At 41.7% G+C, this 22,389-nt stretch carries 17 protein-coding genes and 3 tRNA genes; 11 read left to right on the forward strand and 9 right to left on the reverse strand.

What is annotated here, in order from left to right:
- Positions 1 to 26: 26 nt before the first annotated feature.
- Both KCG35_RS03780 and KCG35_RS03785 read left to right on the forward strand, forming a co-directional pair.
- Complete coding sequence (locus tag KCG35_RS03780; protein ID WP_215818335.1) at positions 27 to 524, forward strand: hypothetical protein; 498 nt, start codon at positions 27 to 29, stop codon at positions 522 to 524.
- Positions 525 to 842: 318 nt separating this feature from the next.
- On the forward strand, positions 843 to 1,586 hold the full coding sequence (locus KCG35_RS03785; RefSeq protein ID WP_215818336.1) for a substrate-binding periplasmic protein: 744 nt from the start codon (positions 843 to 845) through the stop codon (positions 1,584 to 1,586).
- A gap of 146 nt (positions 1,587 to 1,732) precedes the next feature.
- Here the strand turns inward: KCG35_RS03785 and KCG35_RS03790 are convergent, their stop codons facing one another.
- Positions 1,733 to 2,350, reverse strand: a complete 618-nt coding sequence (locus KCG35_RS03790; protein ID WP_215818337.1) for a carbohydrate binding domain-containing protein — start codon at positions 2,348 to 2,350, stop codon at positions 1,733 to 1,735.
- Between the two features lie 354 nt (positions 2,351 to 2,704).
- Here KCG35_RS03790 and KCG35_RS03795 point away from each other — a divergent pair, with 354 nt between their 5' ends.
- Positions 2,705 to 2,929: a DUF2835 domain-containing protein gene (locus tag KCG35_RS03795; RefSeq protein ID WP_215818338.1), complete on the forward strand. Its 225-nt coding sequence runs from the start codon at positions 2,705 to 2,707 to the stop codon at positions 2,927 to 2,929.
- 21 nt (positions 2,930 to 2,950) lie between these two features.
- Here the strand turns inward: KCG35_RS03795 and KCG35_RS03800 are convergent, their stop codons facing one another.
- The 3 genes from KCG35_RS03800 to KCG35_RS03810 form a co-directional block, all read right to left on the reverse strand.
- On the reverse strand, positions 2,951 to 3,583 hold the full coding sequence (locus tag KCG35_RS03800; protein ID WP_215818339.1) for a GspH/FimT family pseudopilin: 633 nt from the start codon (positions 3,581 to 3,583) through the stop codon (positions 2,951 to 2,953).
- A gap of 409 nt (positions 3,584 to 3,992) precedes the next feature.
- Positions 3,993 to 5,375: a sigma-54-dependent transcriptional regulator gene (locus tag KCG35_RS03805; protein ID WP_215818340.1), complete on the reverse strand. Its 1,383-nt coding sequence runs from the start codon at positions 5,373 to 5,375 to the stop codon at positions 3,993 to 3,995.
- Positions 5,368 to 6,978, reverse strand: a complete 1,611-nt coding sequence (locus KCG35_RS03810; protein ID WP_215818341.1) for a sensor histidine kinase — start codon at positions 6,976 to 6,978, stop codon at positions 5,368 to 5,370. Before KCG35_RS03810 ends, KCG35_RS03805 begins: the two co-directional genes overlap by 8 nt.
- A 246-nt stretch (positions 6,979 to 7,224) precedes the next feature.
- On the opposite strand from KCG35_RS03810, the gene KCG35_RS03815 reads away from it, so the two are divergent.
- Positions 7,225 to 8,835 (forward strand): NAD+ synthase, encoded by a 1,611-nt coding sequence (locus KCG35_RS03815; RefSeq protein ID WP_215818342.1) that lies wholly within the window; start codon positions 7,225 to 7,227, stop codon positions 8,833 to 8,835.
- Between the two features lie 97 nt (positions 8,836 to 8,932).
- Here KCG35_RS03815 and KCG35_RS03820 read toward each other — a convergent pair whose 3' ends face one another.
- Entirely contained in the window at positions 8,933 to 9,961 is a 1,029-nt protein-coding gene (locus tag KCG35_RS03820; RefSeq protein ID WP_215818343.1) for an outer membrane protein assembly factor BamD, read from the reverse strand.
- A 371-nt stretch (positions 9,962 to 10,332) separates the two neighbouring features.
- Here KCG35_RS03820 and rluD point away from each other — a divergent pair, with 371 nt between their 5' ends.
- The 3 genes from rluD (at position 10,333) to clpB (ending at position 15,039) form a co-directional block, all read left to right on the forward strand.
- Positions 10,333 to 11,295, forward strand: a complete 963-nt coding sequence (gene rluD / locus KCG35_RS03825; protein WP_215818344.1) for a 23S rRNA pseudouridine(1911/1915/1917) synthase RluD — start codon at positions 10,333 to 10,335, stop codon at positions 11,293 to 11,295.
- A 32-nt stretch (positions 11,296 to 11,327) separates the two neighbouring features.
- A complete protein-coding gene (pgeF, locus tag KCG35_RS03830; protein ID WP_215818345.1) occupies positions 11,328 to 12,092 on the forward strand; it encodes a peptidoglycan editing factor PgeF in 765 nt (254 codons plus the stop codon).
- A 373-nt stretch (positions 12,093 to 12,465) separates the two neighbouring features.
- Positions 12,466 to 15,039 carry an ATP-dependent chaperone ClpB gene (gene clpB, locus KCG35_RS03835; RefSeq protein WP_215818346.1) on the forward strand — a complete coding sequence of 858 codons (2,574 nt, stop codon included), beginning with the start codon at positions 12,466 to 12,468 and terminating at the stop codon, positions 15,037 to 15,039.
- Between the two features lie 48 nt (positions 15,040 to 15,087).
- Here clpB and KCG35_RS03840 read toward each other — a convergent pair whose 3' ends face one another.
- Positions 15,088 to 15,453, reverse strand: a complete 366-nt coding sequence (locus KCG35_RS03840) for a PilZ domain-containing protein (RefSeq protein WP_215818347.1) — start codon at positions 15,451 to 15,453, stop codon at positions 15,088 to 15,090.
- Positions 15,454 to 15,468: 15 nt separating this feature from the next.
- Positions 15,469 to 17,988, reverse strand: a complete 2,520-nt coding sequence (locus tag KCG35_RS03845; RefSeq protein ID WP_215818348.1) for a DUF1631 domain-containing protein — start codon at positions 17,986 to 17,988, stop codon at positions 15,469 to 15,471.
- A gap of 415 nt (positions 17,989 to 18,403) precedes the next feature.
- On the opposite strand from KCG35_RS03845, the gene KCG35_RS03850 reads away from it, so the two are divergent.
- The 3 genes from KCG35_RS03850 to KCG35_RS03860 all read left to right on the forward strand — a co-directional run bounded on the left by KCG35_RS03850 (position 18,404) and on the right by KCG35_RS03860 (position 18,642).
- A tRNA-Asn gene (locus KCG35_RS03850) sits at positions 18,404 to 18,479 on the forward strand.
- A gap of 5 nt (positions 18,480 to 18,484) precedes the next feature.
- Positions 18,485 to 18,561: transfer RNA gene (locus tag KCG35_RS03855), tRNA-Pro, on the forward strand.
- Between the two features lie 5 nt (positions 18,562 to 18,566).
- Positions 18,567 to 18,642, forward strand: a tRNA-Lys gene (locus tag KCG35_RS03860).
- Positions 18,643 to 18,738: 96 nt separating this feature from the next.
- On the opposite strand, the gene KCG35_RS03865 is transcribed toward KCG35_RS03860, so the two are convergent.
- Entirely contained in the window at positions 18,739 to 18,975 is a 237-nt protein-coding gene (locus tag KCG35_RS03865) for a DUF3094 family protein (protein ID WP_215818349.1), read from the reverse strand.
- A 121-nt stretch (positions 18,976 to 19,096) separates the two neighbouring features.
- Positions 19,097 to 20,284, reverse strand: coding sequence for a thiolase family protein (locus tag KCG35_RS03870; RefSeq protein ID WP_215818350.1), 1,188 nt, complete (start codon positions 20,282 to 20,284; stop codon positions 19,097 to 19,099).
- 420 nt (positions 20,285 to 20,704) lie between these two features.
- On the opposite strand from KCG35_RS03870, the gene KCG35_RS03875 reads away from it, so the two are divergent.
- On the forward strand, positions 20,705 to 22,351 hold the full coding sequence (locus tag KCG35_RS03875) for a fatty acid--CoA ligase (RefSeq protein ID WP_215818351.1): 1,647 nt from the start codon (positions 20,705 to 20,707) through the stop codon (positions 22,349 to 22,351).
- Positions 22,352 to 22,389: the final 38 nt, after the last annotated feature.

A 22,389-nucleotide genomic window follows, 5' to 3' on the forward strand; every position in this document is an offset into this window, starting at 1 on the left:
AAAAGAGATGTACCAGGAGGTGTGAGATGAACAATCAAGTGATCAACCTCCTTCATAAAGTGGTTCCTGCTACGTTGTCATATTTGAATGTAAATTCTCCTGTGGCAGCCTGCTTAATGGTTACAACAGCCTATGCAGAAAGTAGTCTTGCCACACATCAATATGATGGTAATGAGGGGTTAGGGGTCTATCATATTTCAGCTGCAAGTCATCGCTATTTATGGGATGCGTACTTAGCACAGCATCCTGATTTAGCCAGTAAAGTTCGAGGCTTGGCATCCCAACAGTTATTTTTAATTCAACCAGAGTTAGAACTCTTAAGTAATCTTTCATATGCAACAGCAATTGCCTGGCAACTTTATCTCCAATCGGGAGTTGCATTACCTGCGACTGCAGATCCATATCAATTGGCGCATTTTTGGTTAGAGCATTTTGATAATGGATCGGAAGGTAAAACGGTTAATGTGTTTATGCAGTCATGGAAGTTATTACGGGATTGTCATTCGATGTTATTGGTGGCTTGAAGAAAAGTAGGTGATAGTCGGCCATAGTTGAGTGCTGGTTTCATAAGAAAGCTAAGAGTGTATATTTTTACAATTTTTTTTCAGATACCTATTCCTTTAAGAAAAAGCATTATTTATATAATGCTTTTTTTATATTCATTAGCTAACCAAACAGTCACTAAAGCATTGCTAGTGCAATATAAGTAGATGAGGACATTAACTTAGTATAACGGCGACATCACGTTGGCTCTAGAAAAACAAAGGTTTGTGAGTGTAATAAAGGTAATGAGCGTAAGTCGAATCTACACTAAATAAGTCAGGTTAAAAATTAAGATAACAATGGTGAATATTTGGCGTGCCACTTTGTGGCTGATATTGCTCTTATCTAGTAATAGTTATGGGCGTGACTTATTGGTGTCAGGTCATCCAAGCTATCCTCCTGTATCGCAGGCTGAAGGAGATTTAATTACAGGTGTTGCAGCAAAAGTAACAAGTGCAATTGCAGATAAACTTGGTATTCCATATAAACTTGTCTCGTCAGGGCCCTGGAAACGAGTGCACTTAGCTGCAAAGAAAGGGAAGATTGATATTATTGCAGGTGTATATTTGAATGAACATAGGAAAACATATTTGGATTATGCTGAGTGGTTTATGACTGATCCAGTTGTAATTTTTGTTAAGACAGGTAATACATTTCCTTATCGACAATGGAAAGACCTAATTGGCAAGAAAGGTTCCACAAATTTAGGGGAAAGCTATGGCGAAGCATTTGATCTTTTTATTCAAAAGTACCTTTATATGGAGTGGGAACATGAGTCTGTAGCTAATTTCCGTAAGCTTGCACATAACAGAATTGATTATTTTCTATATGGACTTTATCCAGCAACAGTTCAGCTAAAAGCGTATGGTTATGAAGGAGACTTTGAAGTACTTTCTCCCCCTGTTGTTGAAGAAAAGTTCTACTTTGCCTTTTCTAAACGCTCAAAATTTCGCTACTTAAAACCCAAAATGAATGCAGTCATCGTTGAGTTAAGAGAGTCGGGTATTATTCAACGATGGATTGATGAGTTCTTCCGGCATTGATGTTTAAAGTCATTCATTTTAGAAGCGTTCATTATAAATACGCAAGTTTTAGACTATGAGTTCCTAAGAAAATAGTATTTAAATAGCGTTGTGTTGAAAGATTCTCCTTATCCTTTATCAGATAGTCTTTAGTTAAAACGGAATTTTTATTGTAGTGACAACCGAATATTATCAATAAAAAAGTGTTCACTATGAGGTCCAAAAATCATAATATCCAGATTTTTAATATTTAATTGTGTGGGCGCTGTGATATAGCCTGTAACAGGCCACCACTGCTGAGTAGGTACTTTACCAAGAAAGATGTCTTGTATTTTTAGGCCTTCATTACTATCAATAAAGAGGTGAACACAAACATTATCACTATATTGCCGTTGATTTGGAATATTAATTTCAAAGCTTAATTGATACTGATGTCCTGCAAGTAGTAACCTGTTGACTGGAAGCTTGGCGGCTGAAAACCATTTATGGCGATTAAAAACATGTAAAACGCCACCCTGTTCAGATTGGGTATAACTTTGCTCGACTTGAGCACCAAACATTCCCTGCCAGTTTTGTGTCCCATACTCAAAATTAAAATGTAGGCTTGGTAAAGTATTCTGAGGGTATGAAGAGGTATGATTATACGTCGTGTGAAGTTTTTCTGTGTGTGGTTGTAGGTGGTTAGCATCTGCTTGTTGGATAAGGCAAATGAAGCTGATTATCCCCCATAACAATTGGTGGCGATAAACACGGGTGGTTTTTGGCTCCTTGCTGGGGTTGAGCATACCTTTCTCCTTATAGGTAGACTTTTTTATAGTTTTTTCGTTGTGACTATTTGACTCATGCGTAATACGCAAAAGAGCAAACGTTTATGCTTCTAATGATAAAGCCGTTATGAGTTAGAGTGAGTGATGCACTAGAGCTTTGCTTAAATATCATTGAGTAAGTCTTATAAATCTTAATATCGGGTAAAAAAGGCTAATCTAGAATGTAAGGCACAAGGCGGGTTTTGCAAAGGTGTGAAGTAGTCTAATAGTTTATTATGTGATCTAATTCAATTATAAGTGTCTGCTTATATCTGTAGCTCAATGGACTCAACTAGCCAAGTATACTGTAAGTTGAAAGGGTGATTTGTCATTATGCCGAGTGTGACAGTTACATTGAATATCTCTCCAGAAGAGTACTTGCGGTATTATAAAGGCTCAGCAAAACAAGTGTTAGCGCACACATTTGATGGTCGATCAGTTAGTTTTCCTGCTAATATTTTACAGCGTTTTCTTACTCATGAAGGAATACAGGGACAGTTTGTTATTGAGTTTGATAGTGAAGGGCACTTTAAGTCTGTTAAAGCTATTTCTCGTTAACATACTGTGGACTATGTGGCGTTAGCCAGAGCACTGAATATCTTTGCCTTGTCTTGTTTCAATAATTCCATCACCATCAATGTCTGCAGCATGCTGTGTTCGTCCTGTAAAGCTGACAATAAGTTGCCTAGCATGATGATTATTGTTGTTGGAGGGGCAAATGGTTAATGTGCCTGCTGTACCTGAAATGATTCCATCAGGTTTAAAACGTAGGTAACTTCTTCCTGCTGATAAACGACTTGATAGTTTGATTTTATTGTTTATATCGAGTATTTGATAAAGCGTTTCCTCATCATCAAGCTGTTTGTTTTTATTCGGATCGCTAAAAACAATGATATGTTGGTGCCATTCAGACTGACAGGAAATACCATCAGCAGAAGGGCAGAGGGTAACAGTTGTTTTATGTACTACGGCTTGAGTGCGTGCTGTAGTAATAGCATTATGCAGGGTGTTGATACTGGTTCGTGTTGAGCAACTTTGTATAAATTGATTGAGTGCAGGTATGCCATAACCAACAAGCATTATAAGAATGCTGCAAGTCACCAATAATTCGACTAGGGTAAATCCTTGAGAATTAAAGTGAGAGCCAGTGCTATGAAATGATGATTTTTTTTTGACTTGAGTAAAATCACGATGAGTAGCAGATGATTGCATGTTCCCTCCTTGGTCTAATGGTATATCTATACTGTGTAAACTGATTTTCCTGCAGGCTAAAAGTAAAAGGTGTATAAAAAATAATCATATTGTTTGGGGCGAGAAATTCTGTTAATTCTTCAGCAACTTTTTTGTTTCTGTAAATAATCTCTAAACTCACTTGACTTGGCTCAGTATTAACTCATTACGAATTATTTTTTACACATTTCCTAAAGCTTATTTCTACACATCAGCAAAGCTGTTCTAGCATACATTACGGGTCAATCAGAAGTTGCTATCATGGTTAGTAGATATGCAGTTAATTAAGGAGTGTTACTAACAACCTTCACACCAGCTGTTAATTGACTTGGTCTGTGGGGTCATTTAAAAAAATATAAAAAATGCTTTCGGTTTTTACGTAAATTAATGCCTAATCTAGGCCTAATTTTTTGAGGCGATAGCGGAGAGCACGGAAAGTGATTCCTAACTTTTTGGCTGCAGCCGTTTTGTTCCACCTGGACTCTTCTAGTGCTTGAACAATGGCTTTACGTTCCAGCTCTGCTAAGTAGTCCTCAAGAGATTGGCTGCCATCTAGTGGAATCGGTGACGCCGCTGTAATAGTTTGTTGTTCTGAATCTGAGGTTACACTGACAGAGGGTGTTGTACTCTCGGCGTTCAATTTTAAATCGTTCGCCGATATTTCATCTGCTTCGCAAAGGGTAAAGGCGCGCTCTAAAATATTTTCTAACTCTCGAACATTTCCTGGGAAACTGTAAGCAAGTAAGGCCTTTTCAGCTTCAGGTGTAAGGTGGGGTGGCTCTACTTCGCATGGCTCTGCAAGTTGTTTTAAAAAGAAATTAGCAAGAAGCAAAATATCTTCCTGTCGTTCACGAAGAGGGGGGACATTAAGTTCAATAACATTAATGCGATAAAATAGATCTTGTCTAAATTGTCCATTGGCAACCATGTCAGCAAGATCTTTGTGTGTAGCACTAAGAATACGAGTATTTATTTTTATTTCTTGTTGGCTGCCAACTGGGCGAATCGCTTTTTCTTGAATGGCGCGTAACAGTTTTACTTGCATGGGCGCTGGTAGGTCAGCCACTTCATCTAAAAACAGAGTGCCTCCATCAGCAGACTGAAAAAGACCTTCCTTATCACTGGTGGCTCCCGTGAAACTGCCTTTTTTGTGGCCAAAAAATTCGCTTTCCATAAGTTCAGAAGGAATTGCGCCACAGTTGACTGGAATAAAGGGATGATTGGCTCGAGGTCCTTGCTCATGAATTAAGCGAGCTACCATTTCTTTGCCTGTGCCTGATTCACCACTAATGTATACAGGGGCCTGGCTTCTAGCTAGCTTGATGATTTGCTTGCCTAGCTTGGCCATGACTGCTGATTGGCCCAATAGCTGAGTTTGTTTGATAACGGTGTTATCTGTTATTGGGGTAGCAAGTTGCAAGGCATTGTTGATAAGCTCTCTGAGTCGTTGTAAATCAATAGGCTTGCTAACGAAGTCAAATGCACCTGCTTTTAAAGCTTCAATCGCGGTATCCATGCTGCCGTAGGCCGTAATCATGGCGACCGGCATATCATTGTAGAATTGATTGATATGTTTAACCAGTTCAATACCATTTCCATCTGGCAGATTCATATCAGTAAGACATAGATTGTAAGTATTATCCGCTAGAGCAGACTTCGCACTCATTATTCCATCCACTGCCAGTGTGTTCAGGCGCATTCGGCCCAGGGTGATTTCGAGCAATTCTCGAATATCAGGCTCGTCATCAACAATTAAAACGTTGGGCTTATTCATGGGCACTGTTTAAATGCATGCTTTCATGTTGACCATGCGTAAATGTAATCCTAAAGGTACAGCCTGACTCATAACGCACTAGCTCAAGAGATGCTTGGTTAGCTTCACATAACTCTTTTGATATATACAATCCTAGTCCTGTTCCTCTGGGCTCAGTGGTATAAAAAGGCTCAAATAAGTGGTTTCTTACCTCTGGCTTCATACCTGGTCCATTATCAATGATTTCAAGATAAGGTAGCCCGTTATCGTCTCGTAACCCTGTATGTAATTGTAGCGTGGCTTGTTGATTCTTTTTAAAGCTATACCGTAAAGCATTTTGGCAAAGGTTCGTGACAACTTGAGTGAGCTGATCAGGGTCAGCCATGATCAGGATAGGTGTAGGGTAGGGGGTGAAGCTAATAACTGGGTTGCTAAAGCCTGGAAAGGGTTCTTCAGTCAAAAATTGTTTAAGCCAGTCACTTAATATAAGGGAGTGAGGATTACTGGTTTTGCGCCGGGTGAGTTGTAATACATTTTCAATAATGATGTTCATGCGTCGCGAGTGATTTTGAATGATTTCAATCAGTCGTTGATCTGCACCACTTAACTGGTCAGATTCATTGAGTAATTGGGCTGCATGACTAATAGCACCTAATGGGTTTCTAATCTCATGTGCAATTGCAGCAGTTAGTTTGCCTAACGATGCTAACTTGAGTTGCTGTGCTTGTTGATTTAATGCCGTTAGGTCGTCAAGAAAAATAATAACTTTGCTAGATTCATTATCGTATATTTGGGTGAAACTTGACTGGACTTTAGGGCGGTCTGGACTTGTTTGAAATGGTTTGGGGGGAGACTCAGGATGTGCTTTCCATTGTTGGAAGCAAGCATGTAGGTCGGGGGCTGCCTGTAATAGTGTGGGTGTTTGTTCTGGACTGTTTAAAAAAAAATGACTGGCTTGATTCATCATAATAATACGCTCATGGTTATCAATAACCAGAATTCCAGTACGCATACGTTGGATAATCAGCTGATTTAATTTTTGAAGGTTATAGTATTCAGTGCTGCGCTGTCTGGCAATTTCTTCACTACGGCGGATCCGGTCAGATAGGCTTTGCACAAAAATAGCTGTGGCAAAGATAATTGCACCTAACAAACCGGCATTAATAGATTTACTTTGTTCGTCAGGAACCAGTGTTTGATAAATACTCAGCGCTATAATGCATAAGGTTGCCAATGCCGCAATGGCAATACCCGTTCGCCCTTTTAATAATATATTGCCAGCTGCAACAGCAACAATTAACAGGTTGCCCAGGCCGGTGGCTTGCTTTCGGCTTAAATAAAACAGCACACTAAGTAAAACGATATCCAAGCAGACAATAGTGAAAATTTGTACGGTATTAGGTGGCTTGCTACTAAAGACAATGATAAGCACATTGATGCCAAGATAAATAAATGCAAATACTTTGAAGTGAAGTGATGTATCTGGTGTGATTAGTTCTTGACCAATAGGGCTGAATGCGGCTGCTAAGAATAGTAGACCTAAAATAGCACGATAAAGGTTATATACCCTCAGCGCATGAAATCGTCGATTAGATAATTCGTTGTTGTAAACAGTGATTGGCATATGGGAATAAATAACGCTTTATTAGGATTATTAAAGCCGGTGGTTAGTTAGCCTTTTGTTTTGAGGCTTTTCGTCTGAGTTCAGTGTAGCAAATGAATGTTTGTTCAAGGTGGCAGCTCTGTGAGGAGAGATAGCAAGTCACAATACTAAAAATAACTTTGATGACTGGATCTACGAAGCTATTTTACAGGGAGCATTCTTTCCCCCAAAATAGCGTAATTTGTTCAATTGACCACTAGGGTTCTTATGTCAGCGAAGCTTTCGATTGTCATGGCCCAACTGAATTTTTTAGTTGGGGATATTCAGGGGAATGCGAAAAAAATTATTGTGGCTGTAGAGCAGGCAAAGCAGTTATATCAGGCAGATATTATTGTTTTTTCTGAGCTAAGCTTGTGTGGCTACCCACCGGAAGATTTGCTTTTACGGGACAGTATGCAATTGAGGGTTGAGCAGGCATTAACCCAGCTAAGTCATGTTGATGGTATTGATATTGTTATCGGCTTGCCTTTCGCAGGACAAAACCAAGCTTTAGTTATGCGTGACGGGAAAATTAAAGCTCGTTATGCCAAGCAACTGCTACCTAATTATCAAGTCTTTGATGAAAAGCGCTACTTTGCTCCTGGCCATGAAACTACTGTGTATGACCATGATGGTATTAAGATTGGGCTTTGTATTTGTGAGGATATCTGGGAGCCAGGCCCTGCAAAGGCAGCTACGCAGGCTGGTGCTGAGCTGTTGCTCTGCTTAAATGCATCTCCTTACCATATGGATAAAGTGGCTGAACGCCAACATGTTGCTAGGCAGCGCTGTCTTGAGAATCAAATTCCTATGATTTATGTAAATCAAGTGGGGGGGCAAGATGAGCTGGTGTTTGATGGTGGTTCCTTTGCTATGAATGCTGATGGCGTAATTGCCGTAGGTGGTAACTACTATCAGGAAGGGCTTTATCCTCTTTCTTTTGACTTAGCATCAAAGTCGATAGTGACTGGTGCACAAGTTCACCCGCCAGAAGAAATGCAAAGTATTTATCAGGCTTTGGTGTTAGGTGTAAGAGATTATGTGGAAAAAAATGGCTTCAAAGGCGTTATTTTAGGTCTATCAGGGGGGATTGACTCTGCACTGACCTTAGCAGTTGCTGTTGATGCACTGGGTCAAGAGCGGGTTTCTGCTGTAATGATGCCTTATCACTATACCTCTTCTATGAGCTTGGAAGATGCTGAGGCTGAAGCAAAAGCATTGCAGGTAGACTATAAGGTGCTACCAATTGAGCCAATGTTTGATGCATTTATGTCTACCTTATCAGATGAGTTTAAAGGTACTGGTCGTGATACCACAGAAGAAAATCTTCAGGCGCGTTGCCGAGGTGTGTTGCTTATGGCACTCTCAAATAAAAAGCGCTATCTGGTACTGACAACAGGCAATAAAAGTGAAATGGCTGTTGGCTACGCAACTTTGTATGGTGATATGGCAGGTGGTTTTGATGTGCTAAAAGATGTACCAAAAACATTGGTTTTTGAGTTGGCCTGGTATCGAAATACAATTTCACCTGTTATTCCTGAACGAGTTATTACTCGACCTCCATCAGCTGAGCTGGCACCAGGGCAAGTGGATGAAGATAGTCTGCCAAGCTATGATGTGCTGGATGCTATTTTAGCTAATTATATTGAGCACGATTTAAGCGCTGATGCTATTGTTGCAAAGGGTTTTGCAAAAGAAGACGTTTATCGTGTGTTGCGTTTGGTTGATATTAATGAGTATAAGCGACGCCAGGCTGCTATTGGGGTAAGAATCACACGTCGTGGATTTGGTCGAGATAGACGTTACCCTGTGACTAATGGTTGGCAGTTGGGTGAGTAAACTTTGTATTCAGTTGGATGAATACAGTACTTTTTAGTGGATATTAAAAAACGGGACATTTGCCCCGTTTTTTTCAAAAGCTTATTGATAACTAAGCTTACTCTTCCCGCTGCAGGATTTCCTCTGCTGTTTCTGTTTTACCTGTTTTGGGAGTATCTGTATCTTCTTCATCATCACCAAGCAATCCAAAACTAATAACGTTTAGCCAGGAGCGCTCATGACCTACTTCTGCTTCTAGCTCAAGCTGATCACGACTTTTGCGACGAGAAGGCGGTTCGATATCTTCTGGAGCATCAAGCAACCCAAAACTCATAATGTTCCATATTGAAGGATCAACGTCGTGGTAAACCTTGTAATTGACAAAGTTGCCATTTTTATCCAGCGACTTGTGTTTAGGTGCATTTAAACGAAGTGCTTCAAGCGCATTGTCAGCAGCAGTTGACAGACCCAAGTGTTGGTAAGCTTCTACCATTATTGCAAGCGCATCAGGCACAGATGGGGTTTCTTGTAGGTTTTCAACCACATATTTACCACGGTTAGCTGCAGCGACATAGGCTTTACGCTTCATGTAGTAGTTTGCTACATGTACTTCGTAAGCCGCTAATTGATTACGTAGAAATATCATCCGTTTTCGAGCATCAGGGGCATACCGGCTGTTAGGAAAACGGCGTAATAATTCAGCAAATTCATTAAATGAATCACGTGCCTGGCCTGGGTCACGCTTGCTCATATCAATCTCAACATAGCGCTCTACTATACCGACATCAGCGGTATATGAGGATAAGCCTTTCAGATAGTAGGCATAGTCAACATTTTCATGGTTGGGGTGCAAACGAATAAATCGGTCAGCTGCCGCGATAGCCGATTCTTGCTCCTGATTTTTGTAATAAGCGAAGATTAAATCCAGCTGAGCTTGTTCTGCATAGGAGCCAAAGGGAAAACGGGCTTCCAGTGCTTTTAACTTATCAATTGCATCGTTGTAATTACTGGTATCAAGTGCCACTTGTGCCTGCTCGTATAGCTCTGACTCAGTCAGGCTTTCATCAATCTCTTTTTTCGAGTCTGAGGCACATGCTACTAACAAGCTAATTAAGCTGAGAATGATTAAGTGTTTAGCAATACGCATGTTGTGTGCTTATCCCTATTAATACTTAACGTGTAGGCCAACAGGTTAAGTGAATTGATTCGTGCTTTAACAGCAATCAGTGAACCATTTATCTTGTAATTTTCTGCTTAAGTGTTCAATAGGATCAGTGAAATGAGGTTAGAACCAGTCCAAGTTTTTTCTAAAAATCTTGTTTGCTGGCAGATCCTCTAGATGATGCACTAAGTTTGACAAGGCTATGATAGACTTACTGCCAGCAACGCTGGGGTTAGCCTTGTCGGTCAGGCATTTCTTGCTCAATGACCCACAATAGCGTTATTTAACCACAGCAACCTATTGAATCCAAAGCATAAAAGCTACCTATTACGGTTTTGCGACATGACAGCAGGTTTATGACTGAACATACACAGCAAGATAAACAGATAGTATTAGAAGCAGTAGTGCCCATGACCATGAGTGGACAGCGTCTTGATCAAGTCGCAGCACACTGCTTCAGTGAGTATTCTAGATCAAGATTACAGGCTTGGATTAAGTCTGGGCAACTGATGGTAGATCAGCGGCAGGCGAAACCTAAAGATAAGCTGCTTGGTGGTGAAACTTTAACGGTGCAGGCAGAGTTGCAAGCTGAAGAGCGCTGGGTTGCAGAAGAGATTCCATTGGATATTGTTTTTGAAGATGATGATCTCATTGTGCTGAATAAACCTGCAGGGCTTGTCGTTCACCCTGCTGCAGGGCATGCCCAGGGAACGCTATTGAATGCCCTATTGTATCATTGCCCTGAACTTGCCACTGTTCCTAGAGCTGGAATTGTTCATCGCTTAGATAAAGATACGACTGGTCTGATGGTTGTGGCTAAAAATTTACCAGCTCACTGTGATTTAGTTGAGCAGCTTCAGGCCAGAACGGTGAGCCGTGAGTATGAAGCGTTAGTATATGGCATGATGACCGCGGGTGGGACTGTCGAGCAACCCATAGGTCGCCATTTCCATGATCGTAAGAAAATGGCAGTAGTGGAAACGGGTAAGCCAGCCGTAAGCCATTATCGGGTCATACAGCGATTTGAATCAGCTACGTTAGTAAAAGTGAAGCTGGAAACTGGGCGCACCCACCAGATTCGCGTACATATGAGCTATTTGCACTATCCTTTAGTGGGAGACATGCTTTATGGTGGCCGTTTACGTCTGCCAAAAGGCGCCTCACCTCATTTACAGTCTGTCTTGCAAGGGTTTTCTCGACAAGCGCTTCATGCAAGACGTTTGGGGTTAATTCACCCAAGTCGAGAGGAATACTGTGAATGGCAGGTTGATCGTCCTGCTGATTTTCAGCAGCTGATCAGTGCATTTGAACAAGGTTAAGTGCAACACCTATCACACGAAGAGGAATTGGAATGAAGTTGGAAACCAAAGCAGAAAAACTTCGCAAGCATCGTTATTTGCTTGCGGAGTGGCCAGCCCCCGCTAATGTTCATGCTTTGGTGACCACTCGCGTATCAGGAAACAGTTTACCCCCTTATGGTTACTTTAACCTGGCTCTTCATGTTGGAGATAATGAAGACCGTGTTGCCGAAAACCGTAAACTCTTGATGGAAGATTGGGGGCTTTCACAATCGATTCAATGGTTGAATCAAGAACATGGTGCAGAAGTTATTAATGCCAGTAATGACGGTAAAGAGCGTACTGCTGATGCGGTCATTGTAACGGAGCCTAACCTGGCGGGTGCAGTATTAACCGCCGATTGTTTGCCTGTTTTCGTCACTGATATGAGTGGTAGTAAAGTGGCTGTAATTCATGCTGGTTGGCGAGGGATGGCTGAAGGTGTAATTGAAAACACTGTTCATATTTTAGAAGAAGCACCAGAGCAGCTAATGGTCTGGCTGGGACCAGCTATAAGTCAGCAAGCATACGAAGTTGGGGAAGAGGTCATGGAGTCTTTTGCAGGACACCAAGATGCGAACCACTGCTTTCAACCAAGTGAGCGTAAAGGCCACTGGTATGCTGATTTGTATGAGCTAGCGCGACTACGTTTATATTCTCTGGGTATTGAAGCTGTCTATGGTGGTAATTTGTGCACATTTAACCAGCCAGAATATTTTTATTCTTATCGGCGAGAAAACAAAACAGGCCGAATGGCAAGTGTTATTTGGTTTTCTTAGCCTGACTTAATTTTCCCTAACCCTGCAGTTACTTTTCAAGTTCATAGTATTACTGGGTTAACTGCAGAGCATGCTGAGAGGAGCTATCAGTATGCTATGCATTTATTTTCCTTTCCGTAAATTCACATCTGAAGTCATTGAAGTCAACTTTTTGACCTTGAATCCCTTTCTCAGGCCTCCATATTAATAAACAAGTTAATTCTTTCTGGAGAAGAAGGGCAGTACTGAGCAGTTGATAGCTTCTCCCGTCAGAGTCCCAACGCCAAGTGCATAAATGGGCTGACTTCTAAAATGTTTGCTAAGAGAATTCAGAGCATACTCATCGTAGCTTGGTAGGTTTAACAACAGTTTGCTGAAGACAGGGTGAACAAAGATGAGAATTGACCGACTGACTGCAAAACTACAAGAAGCGATTGCTGATGCTCAGTCTCTAGCAGTAGGTAAAGACCATAACTACATAGAACCATTACATCTTATGGTTGCCCTGCTTGAGCAACAGGGTGGCTCAGTAAAACCATTGTTAATGCAGGTAGGGTTTAACCTTCAACAGTTACGCCAGGACTTAGACTTAGCATTAAGCCGCTTACCTACCTTGAAGACGCCTGATGGTAATGTACAAATGTCACCAGAGCTGGGACGTTTGTTAAATATGGCTGATAAGCAGGCACAGCAACAAGGCGATCAATTTATTTCCAGTGAAACCTTACTGCTAGCCGCTATGGAAGATAAAGGGGCTCTGGGTGATATTTTGCGCCGGCAGGGGATCAGTAAACAGGCATTGCAAAATGCTATTACCAATCTTCGTGGTGGAGAAGCCATTAATGACCCTAATGCTGAAGAGCATCGTCAGGCGTTAGATAAATACACAATTGACTTAACAGCACGAGCAGAGAAGAGCCAGCTTGATCCTGTTATTGGTCGAGATGATGAAATTCGGCGCACAATACAGGTTTTACAGCGTAGGACTAAAAATAACCCTGTGCTGATTGGTGAACCTGGGGTTGGTAAAACGGCAATCGTTGAAGGCTTGGCACAGCGCATTATTAATGGTGAAGTACCCGATGGTTTAAAGGATAAGCGAATATTAGCCTTGGATATGGGGTCATTGATTGCGGGTGCAAAATTCCGTGGAGATTTTGAAGAACGCTTAAAAGCAGTACTTAACGAGCTGTCTAAGCAAGAAGGGCGTATCATCCTTTTTATTGATGAACTACATACCATGGTGGGCGCAGGAAAAGCTGAAGGAGCCATGGATGCTGGTAATATGTTGAAGCCTGCGCTTGCTCGAGGTGAACTGCATTGTGTAGGCGCGACAACACTTGATGAGTATCGTCAGTATATCGAAAAGGATGCTGCTTTAGAGCGACGTTTTCAGAAAGTATTGGTTGATGAGCCTAGTGAAGAAGACACCATTGCTATTTTACGTGGCTTAAAAGAGCGTTACGAAGTGCACCATGGGGTCAATATTACTGACTCAGCAATTATTGCTGCTGCTAAGTTATCTCACCGTTATATCACAGATCGCCAGTTACCTGATAAAGCCATCGACCTGATTGATGAGGCTGCCAGTCGCATCCGGATGGAAATGGACTCTAAACCTGAATCTATGGATAGGCTTGAGCGCCGCTTAATTCAGTTGAAAATTGAGCAAGAAGCACTGAAAAAAGAAGAGGACCAGGCTTCTCGCAAACGACTGGAAAAGCTGGAAGGTGATATCGATAAACTTGAGCGAGAGTTTGCTGATCTTGAAGAAGTCTGGAAGGCGGAAAAAGCTGCGTTGCAGGGCTCACAGAAGGTTAAAGAAGAATTGGAGCGTGCTCGGACAGAGCTAGAGGCAGCACGTCGAAGTGGGGATTTAACCCGGATGTCTGAGTTACAGTACGGGCGAATTCCTGAGCTGGAGAAGAAGCTTGATTTGGCGGGTCAGGCTGAAATGAGCTCGATGAAATTACTCCGTAATAAGGTCAGTGAAGAGGAAATCGCTGAAGTAGTTTCCAAGTGGACTGGCATCCCTGTGACAAAAATGCTGGAAGGTGAGCGAGATAAACTGTTACGCATGGAGTCAGCTTTACATCATCGTGTAGTCGGACAGGAGGAAGCTGTACGAGCAGTGTCCAATGCTGTTCGACGTTCACGGGCTGGGTTGGCTGATCCTAACCGGCCTAATGGTTCATTTATGTTTCTTGGGCCAACGGGGGTAGGTAAGACAGAATTGTGTAAGGCTTTAGCTGAGTTTTTGTTTGATACAGAGGAAGCCATGGTGCGCATTGATATGTCAGAGTTTATGGAAAAACACTCTGTAGCGCGTTTGGTTGGTGCACCTCCAGGTTATATTGGTTATGAAGAAGGGGGCTATCTTACGGAAGCAGTCCGAAGAAAGCCTTACTCGCTGATACTGTTGGATGAGGTGGAAAAGGCGCACCCTGATGTATTTAACATATTGCTTCAGGTACTGGAGGATGGTCGTTTAACTGATAGCCATGGACGAACTGTTGATTTCAAAAATACGGTGATAGTCATGACTTCCAACTTAGGCTCTGATGTACTGCAGCGTATGGATGAGCATGACTTTAAGAAGGTTAAAAATACCTTGATGGATATTGTAGCGACTCACTTTAGGCCTGAGTTTGTTAACCGGGTTGATGAACTGGTAGTTTTCCACCCATTGGCCGCAGAGCAAATAAAAGGGATTGCAGAAATTCAGTTAAATCTCTTGAAGCGTCGTCTGGCTGATTTGGATTTAAACATTCAGGTACATAGTGATGTGATGGATAAGTTGGTTGAGGTTGGCTTTGATCCTGTTTATGGTGCACGTCCTTTGAAACGAGCTATACAACGCTGGTTGGAGAACCCATTAGCCCAATATATTTTGGGGGGGCAGTTTGCGCCAGGAAGTACGATTGTTGCTTATTTAGCTGATGATGAGATTAGCTTCCGCCAGGGATAAGCGGATTAAGCTATAACCTAGCAAGCTAAGTCAGGGAGTAACCTGGTATTAGCTGTTGGACTCACTGGCTTGATAGTCTTGGCTGAGAGCATCAATAAACTGCTCCAAAGCACTTTGAGCTTGTTTACTAATATCAATGATATGAAACCCCGCCCAAAACAGGGTGGGGGCATTGCTAGGTGTAGCCCATAAGCATTCAGCCCCTAAATTAAGTGTGCGTTCTTCCTTAGGTACATCCGTTAAATGTATGCGGCATTGGAATATTCGGTTAGGTGATATTGGCTGAGAGGTGAGTAGCATAAATCCGTTGTACGACAGGTCGACTAGTGAGCCTAGTTTATGCTCAGTGTGAACATCGTACACCTCAAGTGGTTGGGCAATGGTAATACGTTGTTCTTTGCGCCGGTCATTCATACCCTAAACCTTTATTCATTTAGACTTTTTAGTACGGGAAAACCGCTTTAAAAAAGAGTGGACCTTTTCTAGTGCACGATCCATTAGCGGGACTTTGGTAGGGAGTGTATAAAAGTCTGCTTTATTGTTCTGAAAGTCTTCAACCAGTTCACTTAAGGTTTTGACCATAGTCTTGTGGCCCGAGCTGTCTACAAACATATAGTGGAAGGTTGTATTGCTATACCAGGATAGTTTTAATTTAATCCAATCGTCTTTCACCTTAAATGAAAACCAAGTTCCGTAGTCAATGTTGCTAAGCTTTTGTTTAAGTGACAACGACTGTTCTAGCGCTTCAACAGCTTCTGGGTCAGCAATGGCATCTGATGTTTTTTGAGGCTCAGCTGAAGGTTGATCTATTGCTTCGGGTTTTTCATCAAGAAGGGGTTCTTGAGCTGATTGAGGTTTTATCTCAACTGAAGGGGGCGATTGAGGAATCACCTCCTCTTCAATTGCATTCAGCGCAGCACGCTGGCAACTGACAAGTGGACGCATAGCTTCTTTGATGTAGCTTTCTTGGTGCCCGCCCAGAGTAAGAATAAACTGGCGTAATTCGTTAATCAGGTGGGGTTGAGACTGCCTGAGTAAGCTTTTGTCTCCAGGTGTTAACTTGGGTGATATACTCCACAAAAGTTCATGCGCCAGATCTTGAGCTTTTTGCCACTCACTGTGTTTGTCATCTTTTCTTAAGTAATGAAAAACTAATACTTCATGCCAAAGTGAGAATAAAAAGTGGTGAATGGGCTGAGGCACTTTATATTTGAAGCCAGCAATGGCCTGTTCAATAACTTGCTTTGCTTCTTCTTTCGCTGCTTGCAGCCGGTCATGTCCTTTTTCTGCTTCCACAGTTCGACGTTCGATGATTTCTGCCTGGCGTTCCAGTTGCCTGATAAACTGATCAAACTCCTGAAAAAGTAACTCGAAAAACTCGATGTCAGAATTGAACTCGTTAAGTATTGTGCGGACGGTAAACTGAATTTTGTCGATAACCCCATGACAGTCCTCATTGTTTTCTACCCAGTCAATAGCTGATTGAGCCATCGTGTTGAGCAGTCGTCTTGCAGGATGAGTGTGCTGGGTAAACAGCGCTTTATCTATTAAAGCAAGCTTAAGATAAGGGGTATGTAGGTGGCTAAGAATCACTTTAGCTTTATCTGGAAGGGTTTGCTCATCAAGGATAAAGTCAAAGAGCATGCCTACCAGGTCAATAATATCGGCATCTTTGGATGCGATAGGCTGAGCGTGTTCATGACCCAGATTTAATGTAGCAATAAGTTCTTCTTTTAACTCATTAACCACTTGCTCTTTTGGAAATGGCTCAGTAAGTGGAAGTTGGGCATGATTTTGAAGTGTATTAAGTGCACCGACTACATCTTCTGTAGTGTAGTTTGGAGCATTCTTTTCAGCGGTGGCATTAATTTGATGAATACTGCGAAAAGGACGGTTTGCTGAGGACGTTTGAGCACTACCCTCATTTTTACTTGCTGATATTGAGCTTGGTGTGGGCTGTTGGGAGTCTGCTCCCTCGACAGGATGAGAAGTGTCACTGAAAATCTCTCGATAGTCAGCTAAAAGGTCATGAATAGCATTGAATAGTGTTGTTGTTCTCTGACTGGGATCCCCCATGCAATCCGTAAATGTCGAGGGACTTTCGGTTGTTGGGTGTTGGTTTTTTGCTGTTGATGTTTTTGCCGTAGCTGAAGTCTGTTCGGAAGCAAAGGGGGGGGCAGTTGCTTTATTATTTTGTTGCTGATCAGAACTTTGGCCGCGAGAAGTAATGGTAGATTTTACTTTAGTATAGCGAATGTTTGGTAATATGTCTGCTTCTATAAGCCGGTCATTAAGCGCCTCATAAACGGTAGCCAACTCATTCATTACGTATAACTCAAACAGTTCAAATAATGCTTTTTTTATACGCTTATTAAGTTCTATGGCGTTGATGGCTTTAGCAAAACATTCTGCAATGCTAATGGGAGCAAATGGGATCTGCTCTATAGGCAGTCGCTCTGCTTTAAGGAGTAAAGCAAAGCGTTGGCTAAGGCTATACAGTGCTTCGTTATTATTGGCAACAGCTCTACTGGCAATACTTGTCAGTAACACCGTTTGCTCAAATTCTTCTTGTTGAACAAGGTTTAACTGATCGGCAGTGATATCTTCAAGCTCACTGTTTTTTTTATCTTGATACCCATAAAGGTGGTGATCAAAGTGTTGTGCTAAGTGTTGATGAAAAGCACGCTCAATAGAAGCACGTTGCATGCGCAGTTCACGCATGGCATCAAAGAAGATGGTTTGGATGCTGTTTGTTTCTGCTTGGTCAGCAGCTGCAAAGAAAGCATCATCAACGTTATTAAACAGGTTGGTCAGCATTTCTGCTGTATGATTCATCGTGATTTGACGACAACTTTGCAGTAGTTTTTCAAACCTAGGCTCTATCTGCTTGCGAGGGCCTTTTTGTTTTGAGGCTAAATCGACGATCTTGCTATTCTCAGGCTTTGTCATATCTGTCCTTGCGCTCTGGGAATCCCGAAAACATGGACAACAGGCGGTATAGTCCTGCTAGAAAAAGGGCTTACTTTGTTCTGATGAGAGTAGATCACGGGTAATCTGCTCGATAGTGGTTTGATGAATAAACCAGCTCATCTGCGTTGGTTATTGAACACATTATCTTGAGTATAGTTGGCAAACTGTTATTGGGAATGGATAGATATGCTGCTTTACTTAACTCAAAGACAAGCAACGCTGTTTGGAGCTGGTATTGCTTAGGAGCGCGTTTATACGAAATTGCTTAAAATATGTCTACCTACAAAAGAGTTCGCTAATTTTACCACAAAAGGGGTTGACAGTTTCTACCAGTACGGTATCATGCGCGCCACCAACGTTGAGGGAGACAGTAAAAACCTCAGCGCTGAGTCGGTCCCCGATAGCTCAGTTGGTAGAGCAAATGACTGTTAATCATTGGGTCGCTGGTTCGAGTCCAGCTCGGGGAGCCAAATCACGGGGTATAGCGCAGTCTGGTAGCGCGCCTGCTTTGGGAGCAGGATGTCGGGAGTTCGAATCTCTCTACCCCGACCATTTTTGGGTCGTTAGCTCAGTCGGTAGAGCAGTTGGCTTTTAACCAATTGGTCGCAGGTTCGAATCCTGCACGACCCACCATCATTAAATACCTTCCGCTTATTATCTAAATCAAAAAGTACTGTTTTATTCTTTATAAAAAAGTATTGTCTTATTATTCCGGTTACTTTTTTGATACTACCCTCCAAATAGTTGGCTTAAGAAATAATTGCCTAACTCACGACTGATGACACCTAGTCCAATAATAATTAGCAAGAGCCAGCCAAGTAGTTTTAGTGGTTTAAATGGCGCGCGTTCGATTTGATTAGTGGGAGAGCTTAAATAGTGGTTTACACGCGCTTGGTCTTCTGTAGAAAGTGATTTTGGGGTGTGCGACGGGTTGTGTGTGTTTTTATTAGGGGTTGTTGCTGACATATCCTTATTTCACTCCACGCGTTTTATTGTCCACTATGTATAGCATTTGGATAATAACCTGAAGCCTGTTTTTCCTTGCCCAGGCTTCAAGTACGTATTGGTTGTTTGTGATCGTTTGATGTTACGAAATACGCTCAATGGCCACTGCTGTTGCCTCCCCTCCACCAATACATAGGGAAGCAATACCGCGTTGAAGGTTATAATGTTCAAGCGCATACATGAGTGTTATTAATATTCGAGAGCCTGTTGAGCCAACAGGATGACCTTGGGCACATGCACCACCATGGACATTTACTTTCTCATGGGGTAGATCTAAGGACTGCATGGCAATCATTGTAACCATGGCAAAAGCTTCATTAATCTCAAATAAATCAACATCGTCTTTTTGCCACTGCGCTTTATCAAGTACTTTTTTTATGGCACTAACGGGTGCTGTAGTAAAGGTAGATGGATGCTGAGAGTGAGTACTGTGGGCAACGATGCGTGCTTTTGGCTTGAATCCACGCTGGATTGCTTCTGACTCAGACATTAGCACGAGTGCTGATGCACCATCCGAGATTGAGCTGGAATTTGCAGCAGTAATAGTACCATGTTGGGCAAATGCAGGTTTCAGTGAGGGGATTTTCTCAATGTTCGCCTGACCTGGCTGCTCATCAGTTTGGATAAGCGTTGTTTGTTTTCGTGTTTGTACTGGAACAGGGACGATTTCAGCAGAGAGCTTATTGGTTTGGATGGCATCATTGGCTCGTTGTAACGATGTAATCGCAAACTGATCCATTGCTTCTCGGCTTAATTCATGTTCATCTGCTGTATGCTGTGCAAACCAACCCATGAGCTTACCTGTCTCTGCATCCTCAAGGCCATCAGTAAACATGTGGTCTAATACTTGCTGATGGCCCATGCGATAGCCTTGTCTCGCTTTTTCAAGTAGGAAAGGAGCATTGCTCATACTTTCCATACCACCTGCAAGCATGATGGTATTTGTGCCTGCGCTAATCAAATCATGGGCTAACATGACGGCTTTCATGCCAGAACCGCATAGTTTATTGATGGTTGTACAGCCTGTACTTGCAGGAATACCAGCCTGTAGACTGGCTTGGCGAGCTGGGCCTTGCTTCAGACCTGCCGGTAGCACACAGCCCATAATGACCTCTTGTATATCATCGGGAGATAACGCACTTCGTTGAATGGCTTCTTTGACTGCAATAGCCGCTAATTCGACAGCAGTTACTGATTTAAATACGCCTTGAAAACTACCCATAGGAGTTCGGGCACCATCAACCAGAACAACAGCATCCTTATTTTGCATGAGCTTACCTGTTCACGTTTGAATATATGTTATTAGATTTATTATGGTGAAATACCCTTGGTTGTGGGTATGGTGATGACTATTACGTTTTAAAGCAAGATTTTAACTGTTTTTGACGTGGAAATATCATGTAATAACTGACTGATAAGTCTGTTCAGTGTTAATTATTTTTTTGCCTTATAAGGTTCTTTTTACGTTTAGCCGTACAGAGGATTAATGTCGTATATTTAGTCTGCTAAGGGTATAAACAATATCTTAATGCACATAATATTGTGCCAATAGTGCATTACGTTGATAACTCGACGGTCAGTTTATGTGCATTTACGCTTTACTAATAAGCTTTACAATTTCATGATCTCAGTGTCGAAGACTTTATGACGTGTTTTAGTCGCTAATATGACTCGTTAAGGATGACAGTTCATGCTAAAAACAAAAATTATTAAACCTACAACCAGTGCGTATGAATATCCTTTATTAATTAAACAGATTTTATTATCTGGTCCACGTTATGAGCCCCAGCAGGAAATAGTTTATCGAGACCTTTTTCGTTATACCTATTGTGAACTTTATGAACGTATCTGCCGTTTAGCGAATGCTTTAACCAAAGCAGGTGTAAAGCCTGGAGATACCGTAGCGGTTTTGGAGTGGGATTCACATCGTTACCTGGAGTGTATGTTTGCCATTCCCATGATAGGTGCAATTATCCATACTGTTAATATTCGCTTATCGCCAGAGCAGATTTTATACACAATGAACCATGCTGATGATAAGTTGGTGTTAGTTCATTCTGACTTTGTACCATTAATGGCTCAAATAAAAGATAAATTAAATACTGTGGAGGGATACTGGCTATTAACGGATAATCCATCTGATGATTTGCCAAACAGTTTATCTTTCCAAGGAGAGTATGAAGCGCTGTTAGCTGAAAGTGCAACAACTTATGATTTTCCTGATTTTGATGAGAATTCAGTAGCCACTACTTTTTATACGACAGGTACAACAGGAAATCCTAAAGGGGTTTATTTTACTCACCGACAAATAGTTCTGCATACATTAGTGATTTCTTTATCGCTAGGTAGTTTGGCTGGTCAGCCATTGATGAACTCTGATGACATTTACATGCCAATAACACCTATGTTTCATGTGCATGCTTGGGGGGTTCCCTATGCTGCAACAATGATGGGTGCTAAACAGGTTTATCCTGGACGTTATGAACCTGATTTGCTGATTAAATTACAGCAAAAAGAAAAGGTCAGTTTTTCTCATTGTGTGCCGACCATAGTAAATATGTTATTAAACTCAGAGGCTGCAAAGCAGGCTGACTTATCGGGTTGGCGTATTTTAATTGGTGGCTCAGCTTTAAATAAGGGATTAGCTGTTGCTGCTAGAGAAAAAGGTGTTATTTTAACAGGTGCTTATGGCTTATCTGAAACCTGTCCGTTATTGTCTGTTGCTTATCTTAATGAAAAACTCAGGGATTTATCAGAGGATGAGCAAATTGATTTTCGAATTAAAACAGGGATACCTGCACCTTTAGTTGATTTGGCGATTATTGATGAAGAAGGTAATCATTTAGCTCAAGATGGTCTTCAGGTTGGTGAAATTGTTTGTCGAGCACCTTGGCTCACACAAGGTTATTTGAAAGAAGAAAAAGGCAGCGAAGAATTATGGCGTAGTGGTTGGCTTCACACCGGCGATGTGGCGACTATTGATACCCTAGGCTTTATTCAAATTACTGACCGCATTAAAGATGTTATAAAAACAGGCGGTGAGTGGATTTCCTCACTTACTTTAGAAAACTTAATTAGCCAACATCCTGGGGTGTCTGAAGTAGCTGTTATTGGGGTACCTCATCCTGAGTGGGGTGAAAGACCTTGCGCTTTGGTTGTATTGAAAGATAAACAAATTCAGGATAAAGACATACAAGTACATTTACAGCAGTTTGTGACGCAAGGGAAAATTCATAAATGGGCTATTCCAGAAGTTATCGAGTTTGTTGATAGTATTCCTAAAACCAGTGTCGGAAAAATTGATAAGAAAAAGATACGTGCAAAAAAAGCACACTAGAAGTTGTCTTTCACTCTTCAGCTCAATAGCACAAGGAG

Origin of the sequence: Zooshikella harenae (assembly GCF_018837975.1) — a bacterium.
In the GTDB taxonomy this organism is placed as follows: Bacteria; Pseudomonadota; Gammaproteobacteria; order Pseudomonadales; family Zooshikellaceae; genus Zooshikella; species Zooshikella harenae.